Below are 12,595 nucleotides of genomic sequence, written 5' to 3'. Positions count from 1 at the left end.
ATGGAAATCAAATTCACTAGCTTCTGGCGTTACACCTGTAGCGCCATTTCGATTTTGCTTATGGCTTTGTCAATTGGTGTCATCGCTGTACAAGGCTTAAATTGGGGGCAAGATTTTACAGGCGGAATCGTCAGCGAAATCCGTCTTGATAAGCATATTGATGAGTCAACGCTCCGTACAACACTCAAACAAAACTCTGGTAGCGAAGTTTCGCTGATTGCTACAGGCGAACCTCAGCGTTGGGTGTTACGTTATCCTGTAACGGTGGCTAAAAATGTTCAGTTGCCAGAACTCTCAAAGCAATTGGATATCCGTATTGAAATACTCAATACCAGTATTGTTGGCCCGCAAGTTGGTCAAGAGCTGGCAGAGCAAGGCGGGCTGGCAGTGCTGATCGCTATCATGTGTATTCTAGGGTATTTATCGTTTCGCTTTGAATGGCGATTGGCAAGTGGAGCACTGTTTGCGCTGATCCACGATGTCGTGTTTGTTGTCGCCTTTTTTGCACTGACGCAAATGGAGTTCAACCTTACGGTGCTCGCTGCAGTCTTGGCAATTTTAGGTTATTCGTTGAACGATTCGATTATAATCGCAGACCGCATACGAGAGTTATTAATCCGAAAACCAGATGTTCCACTGGCAGAGATTAACAACATGGCGGTTATGGCGACGTTCTCCCGTACTATGGTGACATCTGGCACCACCTTAATGACCGTCGCAGCGCTTTGGATTATGGGCGGAGAACCTCTGCAAGGATTTTCGATTGCGATGTTCATCGGTGTCCTTACCGGAACATTCTCTTCGATTGCAGTAGGTACATCGTTGCCAGAATGGTTGGGCTTAACAAGTCTGCACTATCAATTCACCCCTTTAGTTAAAGATATTTAGCTAAAGATAGTAAGGCTGAATATCTATACTAAGAATAGGGCAGTTATATAAGCTGCCCAAATTCAAGCTATGTTATTATGTCAGACAAGTATCTGGTTTCAATAGAAATTGTAGTGATTCAAATGGATTTAAACGAAGTGCTAGATAGGGTAGCTTTACAAAGCTAATAGGTTCGTATAGTCAGATTGGTATGCCAATATCAAGCGCTAGCTATGCATGATCAACAGGAAACATAGTTTTATAAAGGAATGATAAAGATCTAATGGATGATAGACGTACTAATGAAGCCTATTTAGGTGGAGATATATAAGAATGAGAATACTAGTGGTAAACCCTAATACCACAGCCAGCATGACTGAAAAAGCATGTGTCGCTGCTCGCCGAATAGCTTCTGAAGGAACAGAGATTGTCGCGGTTACTTCTCAGTACGGACCGGTATCAATAGAAGGGTACTATGATGAAGCGATGGCTGTACCGGGCATGCTAGATGCTATTCAATTAGAAAAAGATTTTGATGCGGTTGTCATTGCTTGTTTTGATGATACAGGTTTAGATGCTGCTCGTTGCTTGACTGATAAACCAGTGATCGGCATTGGTGAAGCCGCTTATCGTGTTGCGGCAATGCTTTCGAATAAGTTCAGTGTCGTGACAACGCTTGGGCGATCAGTGCCTGCATTAGAACACAATCTGATACGCTACGGGATGGAAAGGCAGTGTATTCGAGTACGTTCTTCTGAAATTCCAGTTCTGGAACTTGAAAGCGAAGGTCCAGATGCCATCTCAAAAATTACGCTGGAAATAGAAAAAGCAATTGAAGAAGATAGAGCGGAAGCTGTTGTTTTAGGCTGTGCAGGAATGGTTGATCTCGCAGATAAATTGTCTGAACAGTTTTCAATCCCAGTCTTGGACGGTGTCACATGCGCTGTGTCTTTATGTGAGAGTCTAGTGAGATTAAAAGTCAAAACAACTCGAAAAGGCGGTTATGCTCCACCTCCTCATAGCAAGCTAAGAACCATGAATGAAATGCTCAATGACAAATAGAGTTCATTTAACAATTACCGAATTTGGAACGTTTTTTGAGCCGGTGATGCTTATTAATAACTTTGGTCTTAGTCAGGAGCTCTGCACTGGCACTAATGAAGGCAGAAATATATGCATATTTCTGTCTTCTATCGATAAAGGCTGTATCTGAAATCGGTCAATGATTGGTGTTATTCGTTGTCTTGTAATTAAGAATTAAGTAGCCGATTAGAATTACGCCCATTAGAGCTTCAACAAGAATGAATAAATGGATTTTAAATGAAATGCTTGTGAATGGGGCAAATTTGTAGTGCCCAAGAGTAAGCATGTTGCAACCACCGTAAGTAATGAGAACAATCGATCCAAGCCATTTTTGGTTCCTTTTAACTAGCTGATATCCCACAAGGGCTAAGGGGGTCATAACGATCCAAAACAGATCCACAGTATGTGCCTTTAGCCATGTTGGTTCTGGGTAATCAGCGAAAAACATTAGGTTATCTACATAATGTAAAATGCTACTAAAGAATGTCGCAAGTATGATCCATCTGAGTCTGGTTAATTGTGAGTTTGTTGTCGTCATAGAGTAGAGTCTTTCTTGTCTAGAGTTTTGAACCAATTTAAGCTTTGTTGCCAAAGTGGTGTTGCATTCTTCCTAAAGTAACCCATATGTCCTATTTCCCCTCCCAAAATTGAAGGAGAGAGATCTATTTTTGTTAATTCAGAATTGCTGTAGTGTTGGACGAAAGCATCACGAGACGCTGGCATTGCCCACAAATCATCTAAAGCATTAGCTGCTACTATAGGGGTTCGCACAGCTTGGTAGAATTTTTCAATACCAACCATTGCTGGATCGTCGAAAAAGTAATGTCGGAACTGGCACCAGTATCGCCACTGAGTGAACGCATTTTTGGGTAAATCTTCACCCATTCCAAGTACGCTCCATGCACAATAGCCTTTTAACCACGTTAGCAAAGGAAGGACTAAGTGCCACATAGTGAGTACTTTGACTTGTTCAGTAAGCGGCATATAACCATGCCAACCTGCGCCAGTCCCAAATACGTAAAAGCCGGAAACTTTACTATGATTTGGAAGTAGCCCGAATGCATGTCCGCCGTAGGAATGACCTACTACATAGACGGGGGCAGTATCGTTGCTCATGTAATCAATAGCGGCCGCCAAATCTTTCTTTCCCCAGTCCAGCAAATCCATGTAGAAACCTTTTAATGTGCTTGGTTTGGATGCACCAATCCCGCGATAGTCAAAAGTTAAGGTTTCAAAACCCTGCTCACTAGCAAATTGAGCAAATCGTCTATAGAACTCTTGCGGGACAGCGGTAGCTCCAGCAACGATGATTCTCCCTTGTATTACACCAGTTGCTGGATACAATTTCCCATGAATGAGATAGAAATCTTCGGTATAAAAAGATATCGATTCCATGATAGCCTCAAAATTATAACGAGTGTCTTAATTGTATTTTCAATGGTATCTTATGACGACTGTTATAACAATGGATTAACACATGGCAAAAGACACCTTAAATGGTCGACAGAAAGTCATTGAAGCAGCAGCAACCATGCTTGCATTGCAGGGTTTACGAGGGATCAGCATTCGAGAAGTGACTAAATTTGCTAATGCGCCTCTTGGGTCGACCTATCACAATTTTCCTGGAGGAAAATACCAAATTGTGACAGAAGCCATCATTTGGGCTGGCGATCAAGCTGCTCAACAACTGCAAACTTGCTTAGAAATGGACAAAGTACAAGGCATCAATCTGTTCCTGTCACACTGGCGAACTAGACTTACAAAATCGCAGTTTCGTGCAGGATGTCCAATTGTCGCTGCTGCAATAGAAGCGCCTCAGGAAGAGGGAGCTGAATCGGTTAAAGAAGCCGTTTCACAAGTATTTGCAAAGTGGCAAATGCTAATCGCAAACCACCTCGAATCTTTAGGGCATAGTTCCATTACGGCTAAAACTCTCGCATTGGGGATCATTGCGAGTGTTGAAGGAGCCGTCGTGTTATGTCGAGGACACCAGAATACTCTTGCTCTAGATGCCGTGTTGGAATGTGTTACTAAACTGGTTTCCTGCAACTTCGAACAGAATCCGGTTTAACAATACTTTTATTTATCTATGTAAAAGTGAAACCCGCAAATATGAATAAAGTGATTACATGATGAATGGCGATGTACTCGTATACGGCGGTTTAGGTGACCCCAATTATTCAGTTGTTCGTTTGTACGAAGAGCTGTTATTGACATCAAAAGCTAAGTTTTCAATCATCGCGATAGATCCAATCGTGAGGCGAGTGTCAACAACCGAAGTTGGATCCTATTATCAATTTCCTTATGACGAACAATACGCAAGTCTTGATGAATACATAGAGCATCAGCCAGTTCGAAAGATAAGTTGCGTATTCGTGCTAACTTCGGTCAGTACTCATCTTTCAATTCTCAAAGAAGTGTCGCTCAGTTTCGATGTAAGTGACTTGCTCTTTGTTGTTGAGAAGCCTTCATTTTCGCTTCATGAAGTAGAAGAGGGGTTTAGTGTGGTTGTTCCTCGTTTAAAACAGCAAGGAGCGAAGTTCTATTTTATTGATACTGCCATTGTGACACCTGCCTTCGACTACTTTTTTTCCAATCAATCCTGCGTTAGCTTAGGGCTGCCAGAGAAGATTGTCGCAATATCTACCGACAACCCAGTAACAATACATCCGCAGTTAGATGAGTTTAGTTTTGAAAATCGTATTGCTGCTCTTAATTCTCGCAATTTGCTCAATTTGGAGGAAAGTGGTGGTGGTGGATACGGTTTTGATATGGGTATTCATGCCATTGCTGGTTTGGTGAGATACCTGCAAAAAATGCAAGAGTTTGATGCTCGGATAGACTTTAGCGAAATCAAAACTGAATATTTGAACAATAAACAACTTAAACGTTCGATTGGTGCAGAAACACACATCTATGCTTTAGGCAGTATAGTGACTTCTATAGGTCACATAGAGTTACTTGTTGATGCAGGAAAGGCTAGCGATATCTGGGATAGACGCTTAGAGTTGCATTATGCTCAACTCACTGTCGTCATTGGTTTTGGCACATTAAAGCATCCACCGTATCTGTGGCGAAGTGACCACGCAGATAGCGAAGCAGTTGTTTTTAATGTGACTGACTCTGGATATAAACTGCACTTTAACGACATATTAAGCGCTCTAGAATTTGATATTAACGCGTCACTATCATGCGAGGCGAGTGAAGAAATTATGTGCAAATCAATGTACATAATGAGCGATTTGTTCAGCGGTTTAAGTACATTGTTTGATGAGAGGGAAAAGCCGCTCATTAGAGTTGACCATCATAGTTATACGATGGCTATGAAAGAACAATTGATTCGCGAAAGACTAACCAATTTCACAGATAGCATTGCGCTGAATATTCACAAATGATGTAAAAATGGCACCTCTTGAACGGGTGCCATTTGAATAGTATGGAATGTAATTAGAATTCCGTCTTTTTAAACTCTCTCTACGACAACAGAAATGCCCTGTCCGCCACCGATGCAAAGGGTCGCTAGACCCGTATTAACATCTCGAGCTTGCATAGCGTGAAGCAGTGTAACTAGAATTCGCGCACCGCTAGCACCGATAGGGTGGCCAATCGCAATTGCACCCCCATTAACATTGACTTTATCCATGTCAAAGTTCAGTTCACGGCCAACAGCAATGAATTGAGAAGCAAAAGCTTCGTTAGCTTCAATAAGATCCAGATCTTTAATGTTCATGCCGACTTTAGCTAAAGCTTTTTGTGTCGCTGGAATAGGACCTAATCCCATTACCGATGCATCAACAGCTCCTGATGCCCAGCTTTTGACACGAGCAAGTGGTTTGATTCCTAAAGATCTTGCATAGCTTTCAGACATCATAACTAGGGTTGCTGCAGCATCATTAATACCAGAAGCGTTGCCAGCGGTTACCGTACCCTCTTTATCAAATGCTGGCTTTAGCTTAGATAAGGATTCGAATGTTGTATCTGCACGAGGAAACTCATCTATAGAGAATACTGTTTCTGACTTGCGTTGCTTTATCGTAATAGGAGCAATTTCATTTTTAAACGCTCCAGCCTCAATTGCAGCACAGGCTTTGCTTTGAGAAGCAAGTGCAACTCTGTCTTGTTCTTCGCGAGTAATACCATATTTTTTGGCAATGTTTTCTGCCGTAACTCCCATGTGATAATCGTTAAATGCGCACCACAAACCGTCGTTGATCATTGAATCGACAACGGTGTTATTGCCCATTCGATAGCCAGATCTGGATTGAGGAAGCAAATAGGGAGATAAGCTCATATTCTCCATGCCACCAACTAAACATGCCTTGTTGTCACCCGCAAGAATTGACTGTGCTCCTAACACAACGCTTTTGAGGCCAGAACCACATACTTTGTTTAGAGTAAAAGAAGAAACATGGTCACTAAGTCCCATTTTAGTAGCTACTTGATGCGCTGGATTTTGTCCAAGCCCAGATGACAGAACATTGCCCAAAATAACTTCATCTATCATCAAATCTTCAGGCAGTTCAGCCATATTAGCTAATGCACTGCAATAGCCAAGTTCAACAGCCGGGGTCGCCGAAAGCGTACCGGAAAATTTGCCAATAGCTGTTCGCTTGGCGCTGACAATAACTATTGAATCGTTCATGTTCTATATTCCTAAATTTGGCGAAGTAATAACTTAAAAATAATTAAGTATTTACAAAATAGATAAATGCATTGGTTTATTAATTTAGGCACTACCTAAATTAATGACTTTGTTGCAATAGCTAAACCAGAAGTGAATAAGTGACTTATTACACTTCTGATATTTTCGTGGAATTATAATTAATACAAAGTTGTACCATGATCGACATACAATATTTGACCAGTAACTGCTTTTGATGCGTCACTAGCGAAATATAAAATAGCTTCTGCTTGATCGTAAACATCAGCACTAGGCAAAGTAATATCGATATGTTTTGCGCAAAGGTTAGCAAAATCCATATTAAATGTTTTCATTTGCTCTGGAGAATTTAGTGGAGTAGGCGTTGGGCCAGGGCCAACAGCGTTGCAGCGAATGTTGGTTGCAGAATAATACAAAGCGATATTTTTAGTCATAGCATTTACAGCAGCCTTAGCAGCACTGTAAGAAATGCCCGCGACGCCTTGGCTGCCAATTGAAGATATATTAACAATAGAGCCTTTACCTTCAGCTTCCATATGTTTCAATGCGTATTTGCTCATGTAAAAAACAGAGTACTGGTCAATTTTGCACACTGTATCAAACCAATCTTCAGAACAATCATTGATTGGGATATGTTTATCTGCGATTCCCGCATTGTTGACGAGAATGTCGATTTTTCCATATTTCTCGATTGCAGCATCAACGACTTTTTGGCAATCGGAAGCTACAGATACATCTGCTTGAACAGCAATGATTTCGCCACCTTTATTTATTAGTTCATCAACAACCTTGTTATTTTCCTCTGTACGACGACCGGCAATAATAACTTTTGCACCTTCTTTGCAGAATAATTCAGCGGTAGCTTTACCAATGCCTGAATTACCACCAGTAACAATGGCAACCTTATTTTCTAATCTTTTCATAATATGACTCTTATCACGTTAGGTAATGGATTCTTTGATAAGAAAAACCTACCACGGTGAATTTTTCATCGGAAATTCATTTTTTTTTAGTGGTTATGCATTTAATGCATACAGTGATTCTCACCATCTACATTGCTATGAATTATGTTGATATCTGAATGTTTAATACGGCGTTAAACGTAAATTCAATACTATTTGATAGTATTCACGTTTATTGAAATTGTTCGTTGTTAACATGACCACCGTGTTTTTTGATAATGAATTGTGGTGAGAACATCTATGAAAATGCAGCTTCTGTATGAGTTTATTTCGCTTTCTAAACAGCTTAACTTTACTCTCACTGCACAGAAAATGAATATCACCCAGCCTGTTCTCAGCAGACATATGAAGAGTTTGGAAGATCAGTTTGGTGTCGCCTTATTTAAACGTGATACCCATAGTGTAGAGCTTACATCTGCGGGTGAACTTTTCGCTGTAGAAGCAGGGAAAATCATCCATCAATACGAAGAATCACTGTCTACAATAAATGCGTTTACTGGTCATAGGCGTAAAAACGTATCTATTGCATTTCTGGGTGAAGCGCTACGGGGTGTATTGGTTCCTTTTATTGGTCATTTTCAAAAAAACTTTAATGATATCAATGTTGAACTTCGAGATAGTGAGTTGGACGAAGCTCTAAGAGCTTTAGATGAACATACATGTGACATGAGCTTTTTGATTCGCCCTAACTTTATTGAGCCGAGTCCGAAGTTTAATCATCAGCATATCAAGACCGATACTTTGTGTGTCGCCGTTAATCGACATCACCCATTGGCTTATCGAAAAAAGGTCTCACTGATGGAAGTTGTGAAATGGCCCCTTATTCGTGTCGACCCTGCACACTTTCCTATGTCAGCAGACTACAGTACGGGATTTTTGAATTGTTACGATATACCTTTCACTTTGTATCGGGAATATCCAAACCTAAAAACATGTTGCTTCAATCTAGAATTTAATAATCAAGTTGTCCTATTGATGCCAACCCATAGACAGTATTTGCTCAGTGGCGACTGTGTAGCTATGGAGTTAGAGGAAGATGATTATTGGTTTGAGCTAGAAGTCGTGTGGAATAAAGATAATACCAATCCCTGCACTCAGCTTGTTCTGAAAGAACTGAAGAAATTCCTACAAAAAAGCCATTATGTTAATGAAGAAGCAGAAGAGTTAGCGCGCTAGTTTACGGTAAGGTCACTTCTATTAGCTGTTATTTAAGATGCATTCAATTAGTTACCTATGTATTGAACTTTATAGTGCTAGTTTGCCCATAAATATCGTGTAGTAACAATTTTAAATTTTAACTTTGTCCACTTCTGTTATCCCACTGTGTAATCTCTATTCTAATTTTCATCTGAAAATAAAATATCAATATTAACTTCAAATGTCTTTCTTAATACCTGCCATCTTATACATTGATTTTTGTCACAGTTTATTTTTCTTAAATGTTTTTGTCCGAGTTTATAAATTTTTTGATTGATGAATTTTTTTTTGTTTTTTATAATTATTAATGTGATATGAGTCTCATGCTTAAATAGAAATTATAGGTGGTGTCTGGAGTGTGGTTGATTGTAAGTGACTGATAATAAGTGGTAAAATCTGTTATTCATTATTGTTATGTTTGTAGTGCATAACCATTTTAATAAATAGAATTTCAGAATAAATACCGTGGTGGTAATTTTTAAATCAACGAATAACGAGAGCGAAATAATTTAGTTCTTTTCATTTAATAATAAAAACCACTACGGAGTAATAATTATGTCCATTAAGGCCAATTATCCAAACGATGCCGGTACTCGTAAATTTATGTCTCACGAAGAGCTAGGTACTATTCCACATATGCCTTTCGAAGAATATAAAGAAAAATGTAAACACTTTTTAACGATGAAACGTGAAAACGGTATTTTGGAAGCACGTCTTCACACCAACGGTGACAGCCTACAATGGTGTGCACAGGCACACCAAGGTCTTCATTACTTCTTCGACTGGGCTGGTCGTGATCCAGATAACGAAGTCATTATCCTAGGCGGTACTGGTAAAGATTTGTTCAAAGGTATCGGCCGTGTTGGTCCAGACGGTGAATGGCTACCTGCTACTGAGTTTGCTTCAGCACCAGAAGAAGCGTGGAAAATGTATGAATACCAATATCTAGATGGTACTAAAGATATCGAAGGCCAAGTGTTTGATATTCAAGTACCTACCATCGGCGTATGGAATGGTGCAGCTTTCCACACAGACCTTGTTCTTTTCAGCGATATCACCCTATGTACTGAAGATGCATGGACAACAGAAATGCACTTTAGAACTAACATGGTGCCTGGCGACGGTATCCAAATCGCATGGCGTGAACTGATGGGACGTAAACGTTACGCATACGCAGAATTAACTGGCGAAATCATCACTGCTCGCAAAGCGCTTGAATTGGGCATGGTTAACGAAATCTGTGATGACACAGAAGCTGCTTATGCTCGAGCACAAGAAATCGCAGAGTTGATTATCCGCACAGGTTCTCGTGTAACTCGTCGTCTGACTGTTCAACAGCTTCGTAAACCATGGAAAGAAGATATTTCGAACGAACTTCGTAACGCATTCTCAACTGAAATGTTCAACACAGCGACTGAACACTCACCACACGAAATTACATTCTGGCAAGACGCTCACCATGAAGCTGAGCTAGTGATGGCTGCTGAGCGCGAAGGCAAAGTTGTTCGCCCACGTATCGGTGGTGGTCAGGCTGAGAAACTAATCAAGTAATCGTAAGTCTGAGGTTAGTTCTAGCGATATCTGTAAAGGTGGTCCGTTTAAGCGACCACCTTCCATTAGATTGAAAATAGGTTGTGACACCTTTTGTCTACTCAATGAAATGGAAAGCCTCTCAAACTAACCAACGACTTAATCAAGCATTAAAGCAAATCCGAACGATGTATTCGTGATAGGGGATAGGTTATGAGTATGGGTAATGAAGTAATCATTTCTGCAGCACTGACTGGTGCTGTCACACCTAAAGAAATGAACGAACATATTCCTTTGACTCCGGCAGAAATCGCAGAAGATGCGTATAAGTGCTGGAAGGCAGGGGCATCTGTGGTGCATTTGCATATGAGAGACGATCAAGGTCTCGGCACCATGGACAAAAACAAATTCGCGGAGACGATTCGTTTAATTCGCGAATACAAAGACTGTGATGTGATTATTAACTGCACAACATCTGGTGATCATCGTGCTACTGATGCAGAGCGCATGGCTCATGTCGGTTCGCTTCAAGGCATTGAAATGGCTTCTTTCGATGCTGGTTCATTTAACTGGATGCCTGGTGGAGTGTTCATGAACTCGCCACAATTCTTAAACGATCTCGGTGAAGTACTTACCGGCCGTGGTATCAAACCAGAAATTGAAATCTTTGATAGCGGCATGCTTGGCGTGGCGGACTACTATGTCAAACAAGAGAAATTGAAAGCGCCACTTCACTATCAATTCTGTCTAGGTGTACCCGGAGCAATGCCTGCTACCGTGGAGAATCTACTCTATTTGGTTAACCAAATACCAGCGGGTTCTACTTGGTCTGCGTTCGGTATTGGCAAGCACCACATTCCAATCATGTACGCAGCTTTGGCGTTAGGCGGCAACATTCGCGTGGGGTTGGAAGACAACGTTTACTTCAGTAAAGGTGTACCCGCGACTAACGTTGGCTTAGTTGAACGTGCCGTAAAAGCCATTGAATTAGCGGGCAAAACAGTCGCGAAACCTGCAGTAGCCAGACAAATATTGGGCATCGCACCTTTGTAATTTGCCTTAACGGTTCCAATGCATCACCCAGTCATCAGATTTTGGGTGATGCAACACAGTAGAGAATTCACATGAAAGAAGCAGTAATTGTATCGGCGGCAAGAACGCCGGTTGGACGCTGTCGCGGAATTTTAGCACCGGTTCCTGCCCATCAATTGGGGGCTGCTGCAGTAAAAGAAGCCGTTAAACGCGCCAACATCGACCCCGAAACCATCGATGATGTGATCTTCGGAAATTTAATGAATACAGAAATCAACAATATGGGACGTATGGTAGCTCTTGAAGCGGGTCTGCCGATTTCAGTTCCTGGTATCACCCTTGACCGTCAATGTGCAGCGTCACTAAATGCAATCGCATACGGTGCGATCCAGATTATGGCGGGTTTTGCTAACACTATTGTTGCAGGTGGTGTAGAGAGCGATTCACGTCGTAACTGGGTAATGAGTAAAGCGGACACACCTTACTCCGTTGAACCTCCGCAATGGGTAGTGATCCACACTGCGCCAGACGACATTGGGAATGTACCTATGGGTATTACCGCGGAAAATATTGCTCAGCGATACGATTTTACCCGCGAACAACTTGATGAGTTCTCTGTTCGCAGCCATCGATTAGCTTCACAAGCTTGGGCTTCTGGAAAGTTCGAAGAACAGATCGTTCCAATTACTTACAAGACTCGTAAAGGTGACGTGGTTGTCGATAAAGATGAAATATTCCGTGAAGACTGCTCGATGGACACCTTGGGTGGACTTAAACCCTGCTTTATCAAAGACAGCGGAGTAGTTACTGCAGGTAACAGCTCTCCTATGAGTGACGGAGCGGGTGCTGTTGTGTTGATGGAACGTTCATTGGCAGAAGAGCAAGGACTTCCAATTTTGGCCGTTTTTCGTGGCTATGCTGCAACGGGTATCGATCCAAACTACATGGGACTTGGACCTATCTCAGCGGTTAAAAAGTTACTAAAACAGACCAATTTGACTGTTGATGACATTGACCTTTGGGAACTGAACGAAGCGTTTGCATCTCAAGCATTAGCATGCATTCAAGATATCGGAATGGATATCAACAAGGTCAATCCGAATGGTGGTGCGATTGCACTAGGTCATCCGTTAGCGGGAACGGGCGCTATTTTGGCCACCAAAGCCGTTTATGACATGCAAGAAAGACAATTGGACAACGCGGTTATTAGTTTCTGTGTTGGCGGCGGCCAAGGGGTTGCTGTCTTACTAACGAGGGAATAGCT

At 41.5% G+C, this 12,595-nt stretch carries 11 protein-coding genes; 8 read left to right on the top strand and 3 right to left on the bottom strand.

Translation table 11 applies throughout. The annotated features are described in order from the left end of the window. Both secF and G5S32_RS20545 read left to right on the top strand, forming a co-directional pair. Positions 1-888: a protein translocase subunit SecF gene (gene secF / locus G5S32_RS20550; protein WP_165314000.1), complete on the top strand. Its 888-nt coding sequence runs from the start codon at positions 1-3 to the stop codon at positions 886-888. A gap of 312 nt (positions 889-1,200) precedes the next feature. Then, the gene (locus tag G5S32_RS20545; RefSeq protein WP_165313999.1) at positions 1,201-1,929 is read left to right on the top strand and encodes an aspartate/glutamate racemase family protein; all 729 of its coding nucleotides are present in this window, start codon (positions 1,201-1,203) and stop codon (positions 1,927-1,929) included. Between the two features lie 555 nt (positions 1,930-2,484). Here the strand turns inward: G5S32_RS20545 and G5S32_RS20540 are convergent. Next, on the bottom strand, positions 2,485-3,345 hold the full coding sequence (locus tag G5S32_RS20540; RefSeq protein WP_165313998.1) for an alpha/beta hydrolase family protein: 861 nt from the start codon (positions 3,343-3,345) through the stop codon (positions 2,485-2,487). An 82-nt stretch (positions 3,346-3,427) separates the two neighbouring features. Between G5S32_RS20540 and G5S32_RS20535 the strand changes: the two genes are divergently transcribed. Together G5S32_RS20535 and G5S32_RS20530 are read left to right on the top strand one after the other, a co-directional pair. After that, positions 3,428-4,021 (top strand): TetR/AcrR family transcriptional regulator, encoded by a 594-nt coding sequence (locus G5S32_RS20535; protein ID WP_165313997.1) that lies wholly within the window; start codon positions 3,428-3,430, stop codon positions 4,019-4,021. A 58-nt stretch (positions 4,022-4,079) separates the two neighbouring features. Next, positions 4,080-5,345 (top strand): hypothetical protein, encoded by a 1,266-nt coding sequence (locus G5S32_RS20530; RefSeq protein ID WP_165313996.1) that lies wholly within the window; start codon positions 4,080-4,082, stop codon positions 5,343-5,345. Positions 5,346-5,413: 68 nt separating this feature from the next. Here G5S32_RS20530 and G5S32_RS20525 read toward each other — a convergent pair whose 3' ends face one another. Beyond that, positions 5,414-6,592, bottom strand: a complete 1,179-nt coding sequence (locus G5S32_RS20525) for an acetyl-CoA C-acetyltransferase (RefSeq protein WP_165313995.1) — start codon at positions 6,590-6,592, stop codon at positions 5,414-5,416. Positions 6,593-6,771: 179 nt separating this feature from the next. Then, a complete protein-coding gene (locus tag G5S32_RS20520; protein WP_165313994.1) occupies positions 6,772-7,533 on the bottom strand; it encodes an SDR family NAD(P)-dependent oxidoreductase in 762 nt (253 codons plus the stop codon). Between the two features lie 279 nt (positions 7,534-7,812). Between G5S32_RS20520 and G5S32_RS20515 the strand changes: the two genes are divergently transcribed. From G5S32_RS20515 to G5S32_RS20500, 4 genes are all read left to right on the top strand, one after another. Continuing rightward, on the top strand, positions 7,813-8,748 hold the full coding sequence (locus G5S32_RS20515; RefSeq protein WP_165313993.1) for a LysR family transcriptional regulator: 936 nt from the start codon (positions 7,813-7,815) through the stop codon (positions 8,746-8,748). Positions 8,749-9,324: 576 nt separating this feature from the next. After that, positions 9,325-10,320, top strand: a complete 996-nt coding sequence (locus G5S32_RS20510; protein ID WP_165313992.1) for an enoyl-CoA hydratase/isomerase family protein — start codon at positions 9,325-9,327, stop codon at positions 10,318-10,320. 192 nt (positions 10,321-10,512) lie between these two features. After that, entirely contained in the window at positions 10,513-11,352 is an 840-nt protein-coding gene (locus tag G5S32_RS20505) for a beta-keto acid cleavage family enzyme (protein WP_165313991.1), read from the top strand. Positions 11,353-11,423: 71 nt separating this feature from the next. After that, positions 11,424-12,593: a thiolase family protein gene (locus tag G5S32_RS20500; protein WP_165313990.1), complete on the top strand. Its 1,170-nt coding sequence runs from the start codon at positions 11,424-11,426 to the stop codon at positions 12,591-12,593. Positions 12,594-12,595: the final 2 nt, after the last annotated feature.

Source organism: Vibrio ziniensis (genome assembly GCF_011064285.1).
GTDB lineage: Bacteria > Pseudomonadota > Gammaproteobacteria > Enterobacterales > Vibrionaceae > Vibrio > Vibrio ziniensis.
This window is presented reverse-complemented; position numbering and strand designations above follow the sequence as displayed.